Source organism: Malacoplasma iowae, assembly GCF_900660615.1.
GTDB classification, from domain to species: domain Bacteria; phylum Bacillota_I; class Bacilli_A; order Mycoplasmatales; family Mycoplasmoidaceae; genus Malacoplasma; species Malacoplasma iowae.
Window position 1 is genome coordinate 809,269 of record NZ_LR215023.1, and the last position, 23,158, is coordinate 832,426.

Annotated in this window: 19 protein-coding genes; all 19 read right to left on the reverse strand. The window is 24.7% G+C overall.

What is annotated here, in order from left to right:
- Nucleotides 1-10: 10 nt before the first annotated feature.
- The gene (gene rnr / locus EXC57_RS03215; protein ID WP_129692630.1) at nt 11-2,176 is read right to left on the reverse strand and encodes a ribonuclease R; all 2,166 of its coding nucleotides are present in this window, start codon (nt 2,174-2,176) and stop codon (nt 11-13) included.
- 2 nt (nt 2,177-2,178) lie between these two features.
- Nucleotides 2,179-2,412, reverse strand: a complete 234-nt coding sequence (secG, locus tag EXC57_RS03220) for a preprotein translocase subunit SecG (protein ID WP_004025047.1) — start codon at nt 2,410-2,412, stop codon at nt 2,179-2,181.
- Nucleotides 2,413-2,476: 64 nt separating this feature from the next.
- A complete protein-coding gene (locus EXC57_RS03225; protein ID WP_004025048.1) occupies nt 2,477-3,850 on the reverse strand; it encodes an aldehyde dehydrogenase family protein in 1,374 nt (457 codons plus the stop codon).
- 174 nt (nt 3,851-4,024) lie between these two features.
- A complete protein-coding gene (locus EXC57_RS03230; RefSeq protein ID WP_004025049.1) occupies nt 4,025-5,002 on the reverse strand; it encodes a hypothetical protein in 978 nt (325 codons plus the stop codon).
- Between the two features lie 3 nt (nt 5,003-5,005).
- Nucleotides 5,006-6,478, reverse strand: a complete 1,473-nt coding sequence (gene lysS / locus EXC57_RS03235; protein WP_004025050.1) for a lysine--tRNA ligase — start codon at nt 6,476-6,478, stop codon at nt 5,006-5,008.
- A 174-nt stretch (nt 6,479-6,652) separates the two neighbouring features.
- Nucleotides 6,653-9,640 carry a P116 family lipid acquisition surface protein gene (locus tag EXC57_RS03240; protein WP_004025051.1) on the reverse strand — a complete coding sequence of 996 codons (2,988 nt, stop codon included), beginning with the start codon at nt 9,638-9,640 and terminating at the stop codon, nt 6,653-6,655.
- Between the two features lie 263 nt (nt 9,641-9,903).
- Entirely contained in the window at nt 9,904-11,256 is a 1,353-nt protein-coding gene (locus tag EXC57_RS03245; protein ID WP_004025052.1) for a hypothetical protein, read from the reverse strand.
- Between the two features lie 18 nt (nt 11,257-11,274).
- On the reverse strand, nt 11,275-11,676 hold the full coding sequence (locus tag EXC57_RS03250) for a F0F1 ATP synthase subunit epsilon (protein WP_129692631.1): 402 nt from the start codon (nt 11,674-11,676) through the stop codon (nt 11,275-11,277).
- Between the two features lie 2 nt (nt 11,677-11,678).
- Nucleotides 11,679-13,226 carry a F0F1 ATP synthase subunit beta gene (gene atpD, locus EXC57_RS03255; RefSeq protein WP_129692632.1) on the reverse strand — a complete coding sequence of 516 codons (1,548 nt, stop codon included), beginning with the start codon at nt 13,224-13,226 and terminating at the stop codon, nt 11,679-11,681.
- 1 nt (nt 13,227) lies between these two features.
- Complete coding sequence (gene atpG / locus EXC57_RS03260) at nt 13,228-14,085, reverse strand: ATP synthase F1 subunit gamma (protein ID WP_004025055.1); 858 nt, start codon at nt 14,083-14,085, stop codon at nt 13,228-13,230.
- 8 nt (nt 14,086-14,093) lie between these two features.
- Nucleotides 14,094-15,632 carry a F0F1 ATP synthase subunit alpha gene (gene atpA, locus EXC57_RS03265; RefSeq protein ID WP_129692633.1) on the reverse strand — a complete coding sequence of 513 codons (1,539 nt, stop codon included), beginning with the start codon at nt 15,630-15,632 and terminating at the stop codon, nt 14,094-14,096.
- Nucleotides 15,633-15,634: 2 nt separating this feature from the next.
- The gene (gene atpH / locus EXC57_RS03270; RefSeq protein ID WP_004025057.1) at nt 15,635-16,186 is read right to left on the reverse strand and encodes an ATP synthase F1 subunit delta; all 552 of its coding nucleotides are present in this window, start codon (nt 16,184-16,186) and stop codon (nt 15,635-15,637) included.
- 3 nt (nt 16,187-16,189) lie between these two features.
- Nucleotides 16,190-16,756, reverse strand: a complete 567-nt coding sequence (atpF, locus tag EXC57_RS03275; protein ID WP_004025058.1) for a F0F1 ATP synthase subunit B — start codon at nt 16,754-16,756, stop codon at nt 16,190-16,192.
- A gap of 60 nt (nt 16,757-16,816) precedes the next feature.
- Entirely contained in the window at nt 16,817-17,089 is a 273-nt protein-coding gene (atpE, locus tag EXC57_RS03280; RefSeq protein WP_129692634.1) for an ATP synthase F0 subunit C, read from the reverse strand.
- Nucleotides 17,090-17,141: 52 nt separating this feature from the next.
- A complete protein-coding gene (locus EXC57_RS03285) occupies nt 17,142-18,083 on the reverse strand; it encodes a F0F1 ATP synthase subunit A (RefSeq protein ID WP_129692635.1) in 942 nt (313 codons plus the stop codon).
- Between the two features lie 41 nt (nt 18,084-18,124).
- A complete protein-coding gene (locus EXC57_RS03290; protein ID WP_004025061.1) occupies nt 18,125-18,637 on the reverse strand; it encodes a hypothetical protein in 513 nt (170 codons plus the stop codon).
- A gap of 24 nt (nt 18,638-18,661) precedes the next feature.
- Nucleotides 18,662-19,369, reverse strand: coding sequence for an LOG family protein (locus tag EXC57_RS03295; protein ID WP_004025062.1), 708 nt, complete (start codon nt 19,367-19,369; stop codon nt 18,662-18,664).
- A gap of 115 nt (nt 19,370-19,484) precedes the next feature.
- Entirely contained in the window at nt 19,485-21,374 is a 1,890-nt protein-coding gene (locus tag EXC57_RS03300) for an ABC transporter ATP-binding protein (RefSeq protein WP_004025063.1), read from the reverse strand.
- A gap of 1 nt (nt 21,375) precedes the next feature.
- Complete coding sequence (locus tag EXC57_RS03305) at nt 21,376-23,103, reverse strand: ABC transporter ATP-binding protein (RefSeq protein WP_004025064.1); 1,728 nt, start codon at nt 23,101-23,103, stop codon at nt 21,376-21,378.
- Between the last annotated feature and the right edge of the window lie 55 nt (nt 23,104-23,158).

Genomic DNA, 23,158 nt, shown 5'->3' on the forward strand with positions numbered 1-23,158 from the left:
GAAAAATTGACTAAAAAATCTTTGTGATTTCAAAATCAATTTTTCTATTTGTTTTATTTGATCCAATTACTTTAATTTCAACTTTTGTTCCTAGAGATAAAATTTTATTTGTGTTTTTACCTTTATATATAAGTTTGTCTTGATCAAATTCATAAAAATCACCTTTGATATTTTCATGTTTAGCACAACCTTCAATCGTGTTGTCTAATCTTACAAAAATACCAAAACTTGTTATATAAGTTACCATCCCTATATATGTTTTACCGATTTTAGATTGCATATATTCTGCAAACTTCATTGAATTAACATCTCTTTCAACATTGGTAGCAATAATTTCACATTCAGTTGAATGGTCACAAATTTCTTTAAGGTTATCTAATAATTCATTTCTTTGTTTATCTGTATATTTATTTTTTTCTAATAAAAACATCCTAAATAATCTATGAACTATTAAATCTGGATATCTTCTAATTGGGGATGTAAAGTGAGTATAGTTTTTTAAAGCTAATCCAAAGTGTCCAATATTATTAGTATCATACTTAGCTTTTGCCATGGTTCTTAACAAAATCATATTTATTAATTCTTTGTTAGGATTATCTAAATTTTGTCTTAATCATCTACTAATTGTATTAGGTTTTAAGTTATGAATATCGTTATCAAATTTAAAATTTAATTTGTTAGCTTCAATTTTGAAAGCTTCTATTTTTTTATCTTCTGGTTTATCATGAACACGGTAAATAAATTTAGCATCTTTTAAAGATTCATTAAATTTAATAGTGACAGCTTCATTAGCTGCAACCATAAAACATTCAATCATGTTTTGTGCTTCGCCTGTTTCTTTTTTTTGAATGTCAATTATTTTTTCGTTTTCATCTAATATAATTTTAGGTTCTGGAATATCAAATTCTATATAACCATTATTTTCTCTTTTGGTTTTCAAAATTTTAAATAAGCTATAAGCATTTTTAAGCATCAATTGCAAATTTTCTTTTATCGAATTGGATTTAAAATTATTAAAAAATTCATTAACATCTTCATAGGCAAAACGTTTCTTTGACATGATAATTGCTGGATAAACCTTTATATCCAAAAAATTACCCTTACTATCAATGTCCATTTCACAAGTCATAGCCATTCTTTTTTCGTTCTCATTTAATGAACATATATCATTTGATAAATTATGCGGAAGCATTGGAATAACTTTATTAACTAAATACACTGATGTTGATCTTTTGTTTGCTTCAATATCAACTTGTGAATTAATTTTTACATAGTATGAAACATCTGCTATTGCTACATACAATTTAAAATTGTCGCCTCTTTTTTCAACATATATAGCATCATCTAAATCTTTTGAAGTTCTAGGGTCTATAGTTATGATATCAAGGTGAGTTAAATCAACCCTATTTGATACTTCTTCTTCATTAAAATCATAGTCTATTTTGCTTGATTCTTTTATAACCTCATCACTAAATTCTGGTTCTATTCCAGAATCATATACAATTGATAAAATATCTGTACCAACATCATTTTCATGACCAATAATTTTTGAAACAGTAGCATATGCTATATTGTCTTTTATGTTTCATATTTTAAAAAGAATTTTATGTCCATTTACAAGACCATCAATACTATCAAGTTTTACTATTAGACCAAATTTTTCATCATCAACTTTTATAAAATAACCATCTTTTGTTTTGTTAAAAGTACCTGTGAAAAAATCTTTATTTCTTTCAACAACTTTTAATATCACACCATCTTTTAATAGTGATGTTGTTTTATTAAAGTTAGTGTTCTTTTGTTTATCCATTAAACAGCAAATTACTTTATCACCATTTAAAGCATTAAGTGTATTTTTTTTATTAATATAAACTTCACTTAAATCTGAATCAATTCTTTTAACAAATCCATCACCTTTTGAGTTTAAAAAAATTAATCCCTCAAATTCTGATCCTTCAATTAGTGGACCATTAATATAACCTAAAATTACTTTGTTTTGAAAAATAACTTTTAATGTACTTTCTAATACAAGTTCATCTAGTGCAATAAAAAAAGCACTTTTATTAACAAACTGCTTTTTAGTTAATTTTTTATATAGTAAATTTTTTTGAATTGGTCTACCATTTTCTTTTTTAACCAATTCTACTAATAAGTCTTTAAGTTTTTTATTATCCATAATTAATTCGACACCAATCTTATCGCTATACCAATACCAAGTAAGACAAAGACCATAACAAACAAAATAAGTTGTAGTACTTTAACAACACCTCTATCTTTAGTTTTTTTGAATAGTTCAATTTCATTACCAGATGTTGGACTAATACCACCAGTATTACCATGACCTGACAATAGTAATGCAATGATTAAAGCAACAATCGCTAAAACATAAAAGATAATATCATATCATTCCATAGCAATACTCCGAAAAAATTAATTTAATTATATAAGAATATATTAGATTTTACTATTAATAAGTTTAGAATTTTTTCTTAAATTTTTCAAAGTCATCATGACCATTTACATAACGATATTTAAATGAATTCTTTCTACTTTTAATAAAAACTTTTGGGTATGAAAAAGAGGTGAAACTATGAAGTCTTTTGCAACTTATATTACCAGAATTACCAATACCACCTATTGGAACTTTTTTAAATATTTGAATCATAACATCATTAACAACTAATAGTTTTGAATCAATCATGGTATCAACTTCTTTTATTAACTCTTTATCCTTTGTAAATAAATAAATAGAATTAGGAGTTTTATTATGTTCTATAACACCAAATATATCTGATGTGTTGTTGTATTTTATAACAGGTAAAATCGGTCCTAGAATGTCTGTTAACATAATTGATGATTTAAGATTTTCAGATTCTATTAATGTTATATCAATAGTTTGTTTTTCTTTATCATAATCACCACCAAAAATGATTTTGCTTCTATTTTGTTCAATTATTTTAACTAGATCATTAAATAGTTGTGGAGTTGGTATTTTAGTATAATTTGCTTTATATTCATCATTTAATAAATATTGAGATTCTCATTCTTTTTTAAAGTTTTCTATAAATGAGTTGTAAATAGATTCATGAATTAAAATGAAATTTGGACCATAAAATGTTAAACCAGAGTTTATTGCCTTAGCTCAGACAATTTTTTTTGCTGCTAATTCAAGGTTAGCTGTTCTATCAATCACAAGTGGATTTTTATTAATAAGGAAAACTTTTGTTTCAATGTTTCTTGGAGCAAATTCTTTAATAATAGATTTACCCTTTTTTTGTGTACCAGCAAAGAATACCAAATCAAAATTTAAACTATAAATTTCTTTCATTTTTTCTTCATCTAATGTTTCATCCAAAACAATAACTTGTGATTTTTTAAATATAGCACCAATTATTTTAAAAATTAATTTACTACAAGTTGGAGCATAATCTGCCAATTTAATAAAAACTGTATTACCACATGCTATTGATGCAATTAAAGGTATGAAAGAAAAATAAAATGGCAAACTAAATTCACACATAATAAGTACAGATCCATATGGTACATATTGAACATAATTTTTAGATGAAAATAATGTTTTAATGTCGTTTGCTACATAACGTTTTTTAGTTAAACGTTTGATATTTTTAATAAAGTAATTAAGTTCATTTATTATCTGAGAAAACTCAGTCATATATGATTCAACTCTTGATTTGTTAAAATCAATTTTTAATGCTTCGTAAATGTTTTCTTCTTCTTCTATTAATATATTTTTTAATCTTTTAAGTAATTCCAATCGTTTTACAACTTTATAATCATCTGTATAAAAATAGGTCTTCTGGTTATCTAACAAATTAATAAAATCTGACATAAACACCTCTTAATTTCATTATTATAATATAACTCTTTTTTTCTAATAAAGAATAATAAATTCAAGTTAGTATCACTAATTTTAAATCTTTATTTTCACCTTGTAAAAAAACTTTTAATAATTATTACAAAGAAAATAAAATGTGTTATTTCAAAGGAAATAACACATAAAAAACTATTTATTAAAATACAATTTATAAATTTTGTCTAAATTAAAATCTGAGTTGCAAGATGGAATTTCTTGAATATCAGTTTTGCTTAAAAAATAATATATTAGCAAATCAAAATTAATTTTAAAACTACATGTATTTACTTCACTATCTTTTTTTAAAATGTCTGTAAAGTTATTATTTAAAATCTTTTCCCCATTTATTCCTTTTTGTTTTTTATAAGTGTCTCAATTGGGTCTAAAAGTTATTGTAATTAATTCTTTTACTTGTTGACTATTTTCATCAAAAAATAACAAACTATATGTATTTTCAAAATCATGTGAATCTGAACTCTTTTCCAAATAAACATTACTATCATGTTCAAATTTGTTTGATATATCTTTTATCAAATGAATTCCATTATTTAATATAAATTTATCAACAGCATCTTTGATTGGTAAAACTAAATACATTTTTTTAATTTCTTTTAAAGATACACATCTTATTTTTTTAGTTTCCAATCTATAATTTTTATTTAAAGAACTAGAATAAACTATCTTTAAAAAAATATTCCAAAAATAATTAATTAAATCTAAAACATATTCTTCTTTTTTTTGTTCTTCTAAAATAAAGAATTCAAAATTTAACATATTATTTTCAATAGATGAAGAATTATTTATTATTGCATCCCTATTTATTTGTTTATATTTACTAACAACAACATCATTATTTGTTAATTCAAGGAATCAACAATAATAACGAATCATATTATCTGGTTCATAAATTATTTCATAAATATTTTTATCATTATAATTATCAAAATTAATTGCCCTATTGTTATTAAGCAAATTTACATCACTTTTCATATTGCTTACAAGTGGTAAGTCTAAATTAATTAAGTTGTATTTTTGCTTAATCGTTTCTGCTAATTGGTTGTAAAAATAATCTATGAATTTAACCACATCTTTAAAACTTGAATTGGCTGTATGTTTATTTCATTCCATATATTAAATTTTATCTTTCATATGCGGGAATAATAAGACATCTCTAATTGTAACTTTTTTTGAAAATAACATTACAAGTCTATCTATACCAATTCCCAATCCACCTGTTGGTGGTAAACCATATTCTAAAGCTTCAATGAAATCCATATCCATTTCAACAGCTTCATCATTACCAAGATCTTTTTCTTTTAATTGATCTTCAAATCTTTCAAATTGATCAATTGGATCATTTAATTCAGCAAAAGCATTAGCATATTCTTTTGTATTAATGAATAATTCAAATCTTTTAGTGTATCCTGGGTTTTTGTAATCTTTTTTAGATAAAGGTGAAACTTCTGTAGGGTGACCTCAAACAAAAGTTGGTTGAATACATTTTTTTTCACAAAATTCTTCGAAAAATAAATTTAATATATGACCTTTATTTCTTTGGTGTTTTTCAACTTCAATATTGTGTTTTTTTGCAACTTCAATAGCTTCTTGATCAGTTTTTATTTGATAGAAATCAACACCTGTTTCTTGTTTAACAAAATCAACCATGTGAATTCTTGTAAATTTTTTTGTTAAATCTATTGTTGGACCATTAGGAATTTCAATTGTTTTAACTTTTAATTGCTTTGCAATATGTTTGAATATTTTTTCAACTAAATCCATTGTATCTTCCATGCTTGCATAAGCTGTATATGCTTCCATTGAAGTAAATTCTGGATTGTGAGTTGAATCCATCCCTTCATTTCTAAAAATTCTTCCTATTTCATAAACTTTATCAAATCCACCAACTATTAATTTTTTAAGAGGTAATTCTGTAGCAATTCTTAAGTAATAATTTCTTTTTAAGGCATTATGATAAGTTATGAAAGGCTTAGCATTAGCACCACCTAGAATTGGGTGTAGTACTGGCGTTTCTGTTTCAAAATAACCTAAAGAATCCATAAAATTTCTCATGTGTCTAACAATTAAACTTCTCAATACAAAAGTATGCATTGATTCATCATTTGTAATTAAATCAACGTATCTATGTCTTGCTCTAAGTTCTTCATCTTGTAGACCATGTCATTTTTCAGGCAGAGGTTTTAATGCTTTTGATACAATTTTAATTTTTTTAACATCAATTGTAAGTTCTCCTTTTTGAGTTTTAAATGGAGATCCTATGATTTCAACAATATCACCAATATCAATCATTTTTTTAAAGTAAGAAAAAACTTTTTCTGGTAATTGTTTTTTATTTACATAAAACTGTAATTTACCATAAAAATCTTTAATAACACCAAAAGGTTCTCTTAAAGCCATAACTCTACCAGCAAGCTTAATATTTAACTTTTTATTATGACCTTTAACATTTTTATATTTTTTATTAAAATCCCCAAGATTCATTGTTCTTTTAACACTTTCAATTTCAAATGGATCTTGATTGTTATCTTGTAATTCTTTTAATTTTTTACGTCTTTCAATTTCTTGATCGCTAAATTTTCTTTCCATAAGATATCAATATACCTTTCTAAAATATCAAATAATATTATATTATTTACAAATATAAAAAAATCATAAATTTAATTCATTCAAAAAAACAATTGTAACTATATAAATAAAAAAATTAATTCAACAATTGAACTTATAATAAGTTTTTGCTGAATTAATTAAACAATATTTAAATTAAATAAGTATATTTGCTAATGATAATTTAACTTTTCCATAATTAAGAGTTGAATTAAATATTGGAACACGAACATCTGCAACTGCATCAATAACTAAATTTGTTTTAGTTAAAGAAAAACTATTTGATCAACCACTAGAAGTTTTTACCTTGAATGGTAAGTAAACATTATTAGAGAAATTAGAAATATTTAAAAATATGACCAAATCCAATGTTGTTTTTTTATTACCAACTTTACCTAAAACTCTAAATGGAATTCTAATTTTAACACCTTTATCAACTTTGTCTTTTTTCGCTGTTTCTGTTCCTGTGTAAGTAGAATTTAATGCATTATAAGAAAATAAATATCCATTCTTATTCAGATTAGAATTTTCAAAGTCTGTTATTAACATTTTATTCAAATTATTTTCATCATTAATTTTATTAAAAAATGTTTCACTACCAACCGTTTCATTTTTACTTAAGGAAGTTAATGTAAAATTAGAATTTATTGAATTAAATGTATTTTGATCTATATTTAAATTTAAATAAGAAAAACTATAATCTTTCATATATAAATCATCTCTATAATCAAAATTATTTAAAATTTTGTTTACGTCATAACTATATAATACTCCAGATGTAGAATAAACCTTAGATAATATGTTAACAATAGTTAAACCAACTTCATTTCATATGTTAAATCCATAACCACCAAGAGTTTGATCTCCAAAATTAGTTTTTATTTTTTCAAACATTGATGGAGCATTCAAACTAATTTTTAAAACATATGGTAATTGAATTCCAAAATATCATTTTCCATCTGTATCTTTTGTTGGATTAAGTCATAATTTTTGGTTTGTATTACTATAATTAAATGAAATTTTATCATTGTTTCCAAATGTTAAATTATCAGGAATCTGTTTTAATATGTCAGTAATATCTTTGTGATTATCATTATCACTAAAAATATATCATTCATATCCAGCACTTTTATCTGTATTTATTACTTGATAACCATCAACTTGACTATCAATTGATGCTGTATCAATACCAAGTTCTTTTAAATCTATTTTCTTAGGAAATAATTTTTTTACTGGTGTTAAATCAATTGTTATTTCACTATTAAAAACATATTCATAACTATAATCATATGTAACTTTTTGATTTTGTTTATCATATGAAAAATTATTAAATTTCTTATCAATTGTTGTTTTATTTAAAATCCCTTCAGTTAATGGTTTTAATGTTTTGTTGAAAATATCTAATAAGTTTTCTTTGCTAAAACCATCTGAATTAAGAAATAAACTTAAAATAGATTTTATTGTTTGATTATTGCCAATTAAACTTCCAATTAATCCAATAATTTTTTCTTTATTATCAACAAATAATTCAATTAATGGTTTATTAATGCTATTATTTTTGAAAAGTTCAACCAATAAATCAATAATAGCTGAAAATTGAGAACCAATTGCGCCTTTTAATAAATTAATGATTTCATCATTAGTTAATGCAGTTTTAAGCATATCAAATAATGTTCCATCATTTAATAAACAATCTATAAGAACATTAACAAATGAAAGATTGTTAGCTCCAAATTTTCCCAATAAACCATGAATCTCTTCTTTTAGTTTATTTTTTTCATCTTGTGTCATGTTGGGTTTAAATTTAGTTAAAAGTGAACTAATTAAATTAACCACAAAAGGATCTTTACTAATTAAACTAGTAATTATTTCTGTAAAGATTTGGTTGTTATTTGCAATAACAACAATTAGCGGTTTGTTTTCTACAAGTAAATCAATAAATAAATTATATACTTTTTCACCTTTTGGTATGATATTTAATTCTTGTAAGATTTTTACAAAACTTGGAGTAATTTTTTTAATTAATGTTAATGCATTATCATTATTACCAAGTGAAGTAACAAGTGCATTAGCAGCCGTTACAAATTCTTTATAAATTTGTTGACTACCTGCAACTCCTTTTTCAATACTATCTTTTATTTCTTGTTCTGTTAATGCATTGTAATATGCTTTAACTTGTTCGTGATCTAAAGCTCCTTCATAATCTAATGCATCAGTTACATATGTATATTCTGTTAAAAATAAATTTGAGAATGTGTTTTTAGTAAATGAAAAATTATTTTCGCTAAATTTAATTTTTCCATCACTTGTGTTCTCTTCATTAGAATAAGTGTTTTTACCATTAGTTCCATTTGGTTGTTCTGGATTATCTGGTTGTTCTGGTTTACTTGGTTCATTTGGATTACTTGGTTCTTCTGGATTACTTGGTTCATTTGGATTGCTTGGTTGTTCTGGAACATAGAATTCACTCTTAGTTAAACTAAATTCAACATTATCAAAACTTACACCCAAAAAATATCTATTATTACTTGAGTTAATAATAAATTTTGGTTGTTGAGAACCAATATTAAGATCTAGTATTAAATAATCATATCCTTCTAGTTCAATAGAATGTCCTTCAAAATTGAATACTTGTTTATCATATCTATTGTTTTCAATTTTTAAACTAATAGATAAACTTACTTTTAATTCATTTTTTTCTTCATTTTTAGTTACTTCTAAAGCAGTTGGTTTATTGAAATAAAAAGAAAATATACCTCTATTTTCTGCATATATTTTATAAAAATAAGAATAAGCGTCTTTTAAAAACATTTCTTTTGAAACTTTATTTTGAATTTTAGATTCATCAAAAGCATTAGTTAAAAATTCTTTTATACTTCTATAAACTTTATCTTCATTATCGTTATTAACATCAATAACTTTTATATCACCTGAAGCACTAATAGATTCTTTAATTTCTGGTTCAACATAACTTTTTTTAACAACATTTGAACTCCCTGTAGAATTATCAACAATTCCACCACCTTGATTAATGTTATTATTATGATTATTACCAAAACATGAAGTTAAAGGTATAGTCACCAAAGAAGTTGTTAAAGCTAAACTAAAAATCTTAATTAATCTATTTCTTTTTTTAAAACCCATAAAAACAACCCCAAATTTTTATTAGAATTATAATCTTTTATTAAATAATATTATATTTTAAATTTTTATTTACTTTATAACAAAAAATATATTTCTTCTAATCTTCTAATTTAATTTTAAAAAGAAAAACTATAAAGTAAAACTTTTTATTACCACTAACAAAAAATTAATAGTTTGAATTAATGGTTTATTTTCTGGTTTTATATTTAATATTTAAATTAAAAATGTGTACATTAACAAATGTACACAAGCACAAAATATTATTAAATAAATTCATTTAGTCTTCTTATGATTCTTTTATGACGGTAAGCAAATATTAATGCACAACTAAATAACGATATTAGATAAGGAAATATCAAAAGGAAAATAAATATTGTTATATTAAAAGGATCATTTGTTGATGTTGAATATAAAATTATAGGATAAATGATCACAATTGCTGTGGTGATTAAATTTATATAAATTAATAAATAAAAAAATAAGCTAAATATTTTAAAGATATAGTTACCAGTAATTATTGTGTTGTATATTAACGATTTAAATTTATCAAACAAAATGCTTATTGCAAAAATATTGAATAGGATATTTAATATTACAAAAAATGAAAAGACAGCAATAATAATTCCATTGTTGTTATTAACATTAAAACCTATATAACTATAAATTGTTCCAAGATTTAAAAATATTTCACTAAAAAGAAATATTATTAAAAGAAAAAATTTTTCTTTAAACATTAATTTTAACAAATTAAAAGTATTAGTATTTTTTTGTTCAAAAAATTTATTATGTTTATTGTTTAAATCATATTGCTTATTTCTTATAACTAAAACATCATTATAATTGCTATTATCAACACATAATTCATAAGTTTTTTTAGAATAGTAATTTATTTTTTGACTACTAAAAAAGATTATAGTTTTAGCTAATTGTTCTGTTTTAAATGGTACATTTAAATCTTTTTTAATTACATCAATAGCATTGTCATTTTGATTTTTCAAAAATTTTTCAAGATTTAAAAAGAAATATTTTTTATTATCAATATTTGTGAAATATCTTTCTATTCCTTTAATAAAAACATATTTAGGATTATTAATGGTTATTAACAACAAAATGTAATCTAAAATTTTTATTTCTTCTAATTGTTTTAATTTTAAATTTCTATATTCAAAAAGTCCAAATGATTGTAAAAGCAGTTCTGCTTCTTTTAGTGCTTGTTTAGTTTTATTTCCAAAGCAAACAAGTTTTAAAACCAAGTGATCAATTAAAGTTTTATTTAATTCATAAACATCAAATTCACTAATAATCGCAAAGTTTTTACTTATAAAATCAGCTTTTTGTTTCAATGAAAAAGAATTTATATTGTACTCATCAAAAATAATATTTCCAAGCTCTGGTTTATAAAATCCTGTAAAGATAAAGAAAATATCATTTAATAGTTCATTATTATTACAATTTAAAAAATTAATTTTGTTTTCATGTACTGTAAAAGTTAAACCATTTTTATATAGATCACTATAATAAAAAACAAAATCACTACCATCTTTATTTAATAAATGGTTATGATTTTGTTTATTATTATAATTTTTTCTAAAGATAACTGATTCAAACTTTATCATATAGATATAATTATATCTTTATTTTATAGATTTAATTTTTTTTATTAAATATATTTCCATGTCTACATCAAAATAATCATGGTTAGGTAAATGAGTTAATACATCATAATCTCTTTCTTTATCATGTTGAAGTTGATCAATATTCTCTTGATTAAATGGAACAAAAAAACCAGTCACAATTTCTAACAAATTGTTATTGATACAAAACATTCCATCATCTATAAGATAAAAATGTTCTTTGTTTTCAATATCTGTTATTTTAATTTTTCCAAATTTAATTGTTCCAACAGTTGGTGCATAATTTTTAAACAAAACAATATCACCATCTGTACATCTAAATCCAATCTTAACAATATCTTGATCAAACCCACTACCAATAGGTGTAAGAATATTTAATCTTAAATTTTCTGGTTTACTCATAATTATTGACTAGCTTCATTTACATTTTTACTATCATTATTTTGATTAAGCTTTTTATTTGTTTCATCTTTTAATAAAGCTTTCTTTTGTTTTTCAAAGACTTCTTCTATTGTTCCAACATACAAGAAATATTGTTCATTGATTTCATCACATTCACCGTTGATAATTTTTTCAAAACCTTTAATTGTATCTTCTGTACTAACATATTTACCATTAATACCAGAGAATTTCTCTGCAACAAAGAAAGGTTGAGATAAGAAATTACGAATTTTTCTTGCTCTTGAAACAACAAGTTTATCTTCTTCAGATAGTTCATCAATACCTAAAATTGCAATAATATCTTGAAGTTCTTCAAATTTTTGTAAAATACTTTGAACTTCTCTAGCAACTTTATAATGTCTTATACCAACAATAGCTGGATCTAATAATCTTGAATTAGATTCAAGAGGAGATATTGCTGGATAAATACCAAGGGAAGCAATTTTTCTATCTAAAACTGTTTTAGCATCAAGGTGAGCAAAAGTTGTACTTGGAGCTGGGTCTGTTAAGTCATCAGCTGGTACATATACTGCTTGAACACTTGTAATACTACCATTTTTTGTAGAAGTAATTCTTTCTTGTAATTGTCCCATTTCATAAGCTAATGTAGGTTGGTAACCAACAGCTGATGGAATTCTACCTAATAAAGCTGAAACCTCACTACCAGCTTGAGTAAATCTAAAGATGTTATCTATGAATAACAATACATCTTGTTTATTTTTTTCTCTAAAATGTTCAGCCATTGTAAGAGCTGTTAAAGCAACTCTCATTCTAGCACCAGGTGGTTCATTCATTTGTCCAAACACAAGTGCTGTCTTATCAATAACTCCACCTTGAATCATTTCATAATAAAGGTCATTACCTTCTCTTGTACGTTCTCCAACACCAGCGAATATAGATAAACCACCATGTCCTACTGCAATGTTATGAATTAATTCTTGAACTAAAACTGTTTTACCAACACCAGCACCACCAAATAAACCAATCTTACCACCTTTAACATAAGGAATAAGAAGATCAATTACTTTGATACCAGTTTCAAAAATTTGTGTTTTAGTTGATTGTTCTTCAAATGAAGGAGCTTTATTATGGATTGATTTAAAAGTCACATCTTTAGGCATTGGTTTATCATCAATTGGTTGGCCAACAACATTAAACATTCTACCAAGAACACCTTTACCAACTGGTGCCATAATAGTATTACCTGTGGCTATAACTTCAGTTCCACGACTTAATCCATCAGTTGGACCCATTGAAATACATCTAACAACATCATCTCCAACTAGTTGAGAAACTTCTAAAATAAGATCTTCTGATTTGGTTTTAATTATTAATGCATCATTAATTTTTGGAAGCGTATCAGATGAAAATTTAACATCGACAACTGGACCAAATATTTGATAAATTTTACCAGTAACTTTTTTTGATACTGTTTTTTTAACTGGACTTGATGCTTTAGATTTTTCAGTTTTTGATGATTCTGTTTTTTTAGTTGATTTTACTTTGTCCATATTATTCACCTCCTGATCTACTACCAGATATAATTTCTGTAATTTCTTGTGTAATATCTGATTGTCTTATTCTATTAAATTCCAATTTGTAATTAACCATTAAATCATTAGCATTTTTTGTTGCTCCATCCATTGCATTTCTTCTTGAAGCGTTTTCAGAAATTTTTCCTTCAACTAAAGCTCCATATACACATGTTGCTAAATACTTTGGAAGCATTTTCTTAAGAAGTGATTCAGGACTTGGTTCTACTTTAAAATACCCACCACCAACAGGTTTTTCAAGTTTATCTTTAAGTTTATCATCAAGTGGTAACAAACTAAATATAGTTGGTTCAAAGGTAATTGAATTTATAAATTTCATATAAATAATTTTTATGTTTTGATACTTATCTGCATAATAGTCTTCAACAACTTTTTGACATAAAAGGTCACATATATCAAAATTTAAATTTTTATCATCAATATCAACTTGCAATATTATTTCATTGTTGATTTGTTTATTTTTAATTATTGATGAACCTTTTCTTCCAAACAAAATAATCACATCATTTTCTTTAATGTTATTTTTTAACTCTTTAACTATGTTTAAGTTGTAACCACCACATAAACCCATTGAAGATGTAAAAACAATTCATAAAGTATTATTTGATGTATTTTTGTTTAAAATTAATTTCAATTGACTATCATGATATGCAATGCTAAATATTTTATAAAAAGATTTATAAAAATCATTTGTTTTAGCAAAAGCATCTTTTTGTTTTTTTAATTTAGATGTAGCAACTAATTTCATTGCATTAGTAATTTTAGAAGTCGATTCTATAACTTTTATTCTTTTTTTAATTTCGTTTAACGAAGCCATAATTTAAATTATTCTGATTCAAAACCTAAATTATAGTTTGGAATATGTTTTACAAAATCGCCAACTAACTTATTAAATTCTTTATTTAATTCTTCTTTTATTTCATCTGTTACATCTTTTAATTCACGAATCTTTTTGATTACAGGTTTATCATTGAAGTATTTGAAAATTTCATTTTTAAATTCTTCAATTGATTGTTCAGGTATTCATTTAATAATTTTTTCTTTGATTGCATAAAGTAATAAAACTTCATTTTCATGAGTCAATGGCATATGTTGGTTTTGTTTAATAATACTCATAACTTTTTTACCATGACTTAAAATGTCTTTTGTTTCTTTATCAAGATCACTACCAAATTGACTAAAAGCATCAAGTTCTCTAAACTGAGCCAATTCAAGTTTTAAACTACCTGACATTTTTTTAATAGCTTTTGTTTGTGCTGCACTACCAACACGGCTAACAGATAACCCTGCATCAATTGCTGGACGTTGACCAGCATTAAATAAACTTGTCATCATGAATAATTGTCCATCTGTAATTGAAATTACATTTGTTGGAATATAAGCTGAAATATCACCAGCTTGTGTTTCAATTATTGGTAATGCTGTAATACTTCCACCACCATTTTTTTTGTTAACTCTTCCACTTCTTTCTAAAAGTCTAGAATGTAAATAGAATACATCACCAGGATAAGCTTCTCTTCCAGGTGGTCTTCTTAATAATAGTGAAAGTGTTCTATAAGCTTCAGCATGTTTTGAAAGGTCATCATAAACAATTAAAACATCTTCACCTTTAGACATTCATTCTTCAGCAATTGTAATTCCAGCAAATGGAGCTAAGTATTTAAGTGATGGTAAATCTGATGCTGACGATGAAACAATAGTAGTATATTTCATAGCATCATTTTCGCTCAACACATTAAGCAATTGAACAATTGTTGAGTTTTTTTGTCCAATTGCAACATAAATACATTTAACGTTTTTACCTTTTTGATTTAATATGGCATCAAGTGCAACTGTTGTTTTACCAGTTTGCTTATCACCAATAATAAGTTCTCTTTGTCCTTTACCAATTGGGAACATTGAATCAATTGATAATATACCAGTTTCAAGAGGTTGATCAACAGACTGTCTAGTCATAACACCTGGTGCAACTTTTTCAATTGGCATAGTTTTTTTATAGTTAATTTTTCCTTTACCATCAATTGGTATTCCAATTGGATTAATAACTCTTCCAATTAATTCGTCCCCCACTGGAACACTAACAACAGTTTTAAGTCTTTTAACTAAACTTCCTTCTTTAATATTTTCATAATCACCTAAAACTACAACACCAACAGTATTTACTTCAAGGTTTAATGTCATCCCATAAGAACCGTTTTCAAATAAAACTAATTCATTAAGCATAACATTAGAAAGTCCACTTACTTGAGAAATTCCATCACCAACATTGATTACTTTCCCAACCTCTGAAACAATGGCTTTATTTCCATACTCTTTAACTTGTTCTTTAATGATTTTTGAAAATTTATCCAATGATACATCCATAGTTAACGTTCACCTCCTTCATTTATATTGTGTAATTTATCTTTCAATGAATTAATTTTTCCTTTAATTGAAAAATCCAAAACATTGTTATTATATGTAATTTTTATTCCCCCAATTAATGCTGGGTCAATAATGATGTCATAAACTAATTCTTTTTTTGTTTTTATTTTAATAAGTTCTAAAATTTTACTTAATTGATTTTCGTCTAATGCAAATGGAGTATAAATTTTAACGTGTAGAATTTGTTTTTCTTCGTCAAAGATTTTAAAGAAATCTTTGATTATTAAAATAATATTTTCAAAAAATTCATTATCTATTAAAAGATACATAAAGTTAATAATTAGTTTATTTATTTCATTATTAAAAATTTTACCTACAATTTTTTTTCTTTCGTTTTTACTTAAATTTAATGATGACAAAATACTTATAATTTCATTATTGTTTTTGAATGCTAAAAAAACATCTTGTACATCATCAACAAATTTTTTGTCATTTTCTAAAGCAATTGAATACAAAGCACTAGCATATTCATGAATTTGTGAAGTTAAATTCATTTACTATTCTTCTTTTAATTTAGTACTTTCAAGATCTTTAATAATTGAATCAACTAAATCTTTGTTTTCAGATTTATCAATTTTTTTACCAAGAAGTACTTCTGCTGCATCAAGTGCTAAATCAAAAACTTGTGAATTCATTTTTTTATTTAATTCATTCTCTTGTTTTTTAATATTTTCACTTGCTTCTTTTTCAATAAATGCTGCTCTGTTTTTAGCTTTCTTTTCAATATCTTTTCTTAATTCATCAGCTTCAAGAGTTGCATTATTAATAATTTCTCTAGCAGTTTGTTTTGAATCAAGTAATTCTTGTTTTGAAATTTCAAGATTTTTGTTTGCTTCAATTCTTGCTTCTTTAGATTCAACTACATTTTTCTCTATGACATCTTTTCTTTTCTTTAAAAATTCTTTTGTAGGTTTTCAAGCAAATCAAATAATTGCCCCAAGGATAATCAATGTAGCAACAATATGAGCAATAAATACTCATAAGTTAGGAAATAATTGATTAACAATTTCATCACCACCAGGGGCAGCTGTTGCATTAATTATTGTTATAACTTTTTCTAACACATTAATCACCTAGTTTCTTTAATATATAAATGTAAAAAATACAAAATGTATTTAATAAAACTAAGGTTTAACAAATATTAGTAAAATCGCAATAACTAATCCATATATTGCAGCAGATTCTGCAATCGCACAACTAACAATTCAAGTAGTTGTAATTTTTCCACCCATTTCTGGGTTTCTAGCATAAGCTTCAACAGCTTTACCTGAAATATAACCTTGTCCAATACCAGAACCTAAAGCACAAATAATAGCAAGTCCTGCACCAACATAGGCTAAACCAGTTCTTAGCTCACCTTCTCTTACGGCATTTAAAATAAATTGTAATAATTCCATTTTTTCTTCTCCTTTAACTAAAATACAACGAGTGTCTTGCGCTTAATAAAAATTAAACACTAGAGACACTGCTAAGTTTTACATATCCATCAGGATAATAATCAATAAATTTATATTGTCTATCATTAAGTTCAATTGATTCATCATCTCCACGTTCTAAAGATCAATAAACCATTGTTAATAGAGTAAATACATATGCTTGTATAGTACCAACAAACAAGTCAAAATAACTATGTAATAGTGGTGCAACAACACCTGCAATTATAACTATTGGGTGTCAAGTTTCTTTTGTTGGATCATGACCTATAAATGTCATTGGCAACGCATAAAATAAAGTCAATATGAATCCACCAGCAAAAATATTTCCTCATAAACGTAATGAAATAGAAACTAATGGTGTTATTTTCCCAATAACTTCAAGTGGGTTTACCATTACAGGAATTTTTGTAGAGCCTTTTTTAGTTTTAATTGGAATATTAAATGTAAATCTTTTTAGATAACTTAATTTTTGATATCTAAAACCAACAACAATAGTTCCAATAAAAGTTACAATTCCCATTGAGAATGTAACTGTTGCTGAACTGGTTGGATTTTCAAAACCTAAAATTCCTATCATATTTGAACATCATATATATAAAAATAATGTTAGAAAATATGGTGTGAATTTATAAAATTTATAACCCAAAGTATCAAAAGATAACTTTTTAAAATATTCAATAATAGTGAATAAAAGTAAAGCTAAACCTTTTGGTGCTGATTCTCCGTTTAACTTTTTCAAAGCTCGATAATAATATACAAAAATAGCGAGTAGAATAAAAGCAACAAGAGCTATAGAGAAAATTTGAGGCACAATCTTTGTGTAATCTCAAGCACTTAAACCACCAGATTCTGTTGCGGTAGAAAGAGCATTTTCCCCTGAACCATTATTAATTCAAGAATCGCTTGATCCACCATTAGAATTTCATGGTGCTGCATATAATACAAAATCTAACATGCAACCTCCTTTCCCTATAAAAAGGGTAGACACAAGGCAAATTATTTTTGGAATGTGTTCAAACTCTTTTTAAAAAAATAAACGCTACTCATAATAATAGCAATTAAAATTATAACTCCAAATAAAATTCCATAAAAATTAATTACAGAACTTTCTATTTTTAATATAAGAAGAATGATACTTAAAGCTAATAAAACAACAATAATTGAGTATTTAATAAAATATATAACCATAAAAAATGAAAATCTTCTTTCTCTTACAAGTTGTTTTAATTTCTTTAATTCATAATAATTCATATAAATTGCAAAAATAATAAATGGAATAGAAATTAAAAAACCATAAAAAAAAGAAATTGTAAGGTTAGATAAAAAACCAACTAATAAACTAATAAAAACACCAAGACAAAATAAACTAATATTAAATATCAGTTGTGTCTTGATGTTTTTATTTAATAATCTTTGATCTATTTCTCTTGTAGTGTTTTTTATCACTTTATTATTTTGTTGAAGTGTTATATTTATTTCTTCTTTACTTATTTCATTTTCATTTTTCATATAAATATAATATTACAACTTTAATTAGTGAAGTAGTTTTTTTTCAAAAAAATCACTTATAGAATTTATCTTTTTAAATTCAAATATGTTTTCTATATTGTCATATCAATAGAAATTACTTTTTTCTATCCTTAATATATTAAGAAGTTCTTTTAATTTAATTTTGTCATGGCAATCAAAAATAAGATTTTTTGATATTCCAAAAATAATTCTTAAAAAAGACTGATCATAATAGTCAGATTTAATTTTATTTGGAATCTCTGTAATAACCAAATTATTAGAGTCTATAATTTTTTCAAAAATATCATCTTTTTTAATGTTATTTAAACCATATTTATATAATGCTATAAATCTAATATTTTTTTCTAATAAAAAGTTTATTAATTTCTTTTGATTAAAATCCACAATATAAACAACAAATTTATTTTTTAATATATCATCCAATAATTTTTGATTTAAATTGTTGTCATCAACAATTATAGAAACATAACTATCTGTTTTAAATAACAAACTTCTATTACCATAAACAAATAATGAAAATGGTGGTTTATATATACTCTTTAAATGAATTGGATAATTTCTATCAATTAATGATATATAGTGATTTTTATGAAGCACATAAAGTTTTTGTGCACTTTCATATGTTATTGCTTCTTTTGCTGATAATGCATAAAAAATTGCATCTCAGTCTCCTCTATACTTTATAGTAAAAAATAATAATACTTTCTCCATATTCCCTCCACTATATAAATGTTTATTTTTAATAGAAACTACAAATTTTTTTTAAAAAAATAAAAAACTCATAATCTATATAGATTATGAGTTGGAGTTGATTATTAAATAATATTTAATCTTCTTGATCTATTTTGTCACTCTTTGAGTTACTAAGTTGATAATAAAAACCTTTTTTAGCAATTAGTTGATCATGGTTTCCCATCTCAATTATTTCACCATTTTTGATTACAACAATTTTATCTGCATTTCTTATTGTACTTAATCTATGAGCTATAACAAATGATGTTTTATTTTTAATTAATTTCAACATTGCATCTTGAACAACAATTTCTGTTCTAGTATCAATGTTTGATGTGGCTTCATCAAGAATTAAAATACTTGATGGTGAGAGCATTGCTCTAGCTATTGCTATTAATTGTTTTTGACCTTGAGATAATTCACTAGCATTTTCTGTTAGTTGAGTTTCATATCCATTCTCTAATTGCATTATAAAATTATGACAATTAGCAATTTTAGCAACATTTATAATTTCTTCATCAGTTGCATCTTTTTTTGCATACCTAATATTTTCTTTTACTGTATCTGAAAATAAATAAGTATCTTGTAAAACTACAGAAACTTGTTTTCTTAAACTGGATTTAACCATTGTTTTTATACTATGACCATCAAAAAGAATATCCCCATCATTAATATCATAAAATTTAGTTAATAAATTTATAATTGTTGTTTTACCACTTCCTGTTGGTCCAACGATTGCAATTGTTTCTCCAGGTTCCGCTGTTAAATTAATGTTTTTTAAAACAGGTTTATTTTCAATATAACCAAAGTTTAAATTTTTAATTTCAACTTTTCCTTTTAAACTATCAACATTATATTTTTCAATTTCTAAATCTTCATTTGGTAAATAAAACATTTCATTAGTTCTAACACTACCTGCAAGTGCTGCTTGAAGTGATGCTATCATACCAATAATGTTGTTTACAGTTTGAGTTAAATTTCTTGATGCCAACATAAACGATGTGATTAATGCAATTCCTTTTTCTAAAACAATTTCATTTGATTGACTATAATCTATTTTTTGAAATAAATCACTACCAAATGGAGTTTTAGTTGTAATAAAAACCATTCCAATAACAATAACAACAATAATTAAAAATGTATTGATAAAATTCATTCAAGGAATCATGATTCCACTCATACTTTGCGCTTTTTCAGCTTCTTTGTTTAAAGTGGCATTGATTTTTTCAAATTGAGCTTCAGTGTTTTTTTGTTGGCTAAATAAGTTTACTATATTTTGACCTGAAATAATTTCTTCAATATATCCATTCATTCTTCCAAGTTCTTTTTGTTGTCTATAAAAAGCTGGTATAGATTTTTTTGATAAGAATCATATGTATAGTAATAGGAATGGAAAACATGCAATTATTATTAATGCCATATATGGTGAAATAAAAAACATTAATATAATCATTCCAACTAATGTTGTAAAACCAAACATTAACTGACCAAAATTTTGAGAAATAAAAATAACAAGGTTAAATACATCATTAATCAAAATACTCATTATGTCACCACTTTCGTGAGTGTCATAGTATTGTAATTTAAGCATTTGTAATTTATTAAATAAATCCATCCTTAAATGGTAACCGATCCTTTGGGCCACATAGGTCATAAAGAAATTCATAATGAAATTGGTTAATGCATTTAAAAAGAATCCAACTAATACTAAAATAGAAAAAGTTAAAAGAGTTTTTCAAGCTACTTCATTTGATATATAGTTTTGTAAAACAGTACTAAGGTATCCAACTCCTATAATTACAAGAATATTACAGATAGTTGATAAAGTAGATGACATAAAAGCAATTCAAAAAGCTTTCTTAGAAAACTTTATATACTTATAACAAAGTTTTATAGCTATTCATAAACTAGATTGTTTTTTAACAGGAGCAACTGTAGTAACACTTGTTGTTTGATCACTTGCTGTATTAACATTAACTTTCATGTTACTTAACACCTCCTTGTGACATTGCTATTTCTTTGTATAATTCACAATTTTTCATTAGGTTATTGTGGTTTCCATAACCAACCATTTTCCCTTTTTCTAAAACAATAATTTTATCAGCTTTAGAAATAGCACTAATTCTTTGACCAATTAAAAAAATTGTTGTGTTTTTATATTTTCTAATTGCTTGTTGAACTTTAGCTTCAGTTATCATATCAAGGGCACTTGTTGAATCATCAAGAATTAATATTTTAGGTTTTTTAATTAATGCTCTTGCGATTGAAATTCTTTGTTTTTGTCCACCAGATAAATTTGTACCTCTTTGTTCAACAATTGCATCAAATCTTCCATCTTTAGAATTAATAAATTCCATCGCTTGAGCAAATTCACAAGCTTCTGTCATTTCTTCTTCAGATGCATCTTCTTTACCATATTTTAAATTAGTTGCTATTGTACCTGAAAATAATAAACTTTTTTGTGGGGAAACACCAATACTATTTCTTAAAGAATCATAATTTATTTCTCTAACATCTTTGTTTGAAATTAATACTTGACCTTTGGTGACATCATACATTCTAGTAATTAAGTTTACTAAAGTAGTTTTACCACTACCTGTTGGACCTATAATACCTATCATTTCACCAGGTTTAGCTTCAAAAGAAATATTTCTTAGTGCATATTCTGTTTCTTCATTAGCAAAATATTTAAAACTTACATCATTGAATTTAACATGTGATGTTTCAATCATATTATCTGACTGATTTCTTTCAATTGAAGGTTTTGATGCAAATATTGCATTTATTCTGTCACATGATGCTTTTGTATAAGCAATATTTATTAATACTGTGACCATTAAAATTAGCCCTAAAACAACTAAAGAAGAAATTTGAATTATTGAAGCAATTATTGCACTACTATGTAAATTAACAGAATCTTTTGATGCACCAATTGAAATAATTATAAGAACTGTTGAAATTTGAACTAAAAAGAAAATAATAGGAATAATTGAAACAATTCATCTACCTGCGATTGTTGATGTTTTTGTTAATTTACTATTTTGAGCATCAAATTTTTCAATTTGTTCTTTTTGTAAATTGAATGCTTTAACAACTCTTACACCAAGTAAATTTTCTCTCATCACCCCGTTAGTTTTATCCATTAGTTTTTGTTGTTTTCTAAAATATGGAATTGCAACGTAGAAGATAATAGAAATTATTGTGATTAAAACTACTACAATAGCTAGGAAAATAAATCCTATTCAATATAAGTTTATTTGATTTCCTAAAACAAATATTGCAACTAATCCTCCAAAAAATAAAAGTGATGATCTTAACACGATTCTTAAAGATAGAATTAGTGTGTTTTGAAAAAACATAATATCATTAGTTATTCTTGTAATTAATGATGGTGTTGTAAAATGATCAATTTCTTTAAATGTTAAAGATTGAATATGCTTAAAAGCACTAACCCTAATATGACTTCCCAGTCTTACCCCAACTCTAGCTGTTGTATATGTGGATATAGTCCCACATATAAAACCAAAAATCGCAGCAGCAAGCATTATACCGCCAAGTTCTAAAACTCTAACCAATGTTACATTTGGATTTAGAACTTGAAATAATAAGAACGGTTGAACAACATCTGCAACAACTTGCAAAATAGTTAAAATAAAACTAATAAAAGTTAATCATAAGTCTTTACCTTTTAAAAACTTTAATAGCTTTATCATTAATTCCCCCAAATTATATACATAAAACAATAAATTAATCACTAGGTTTCCCAAG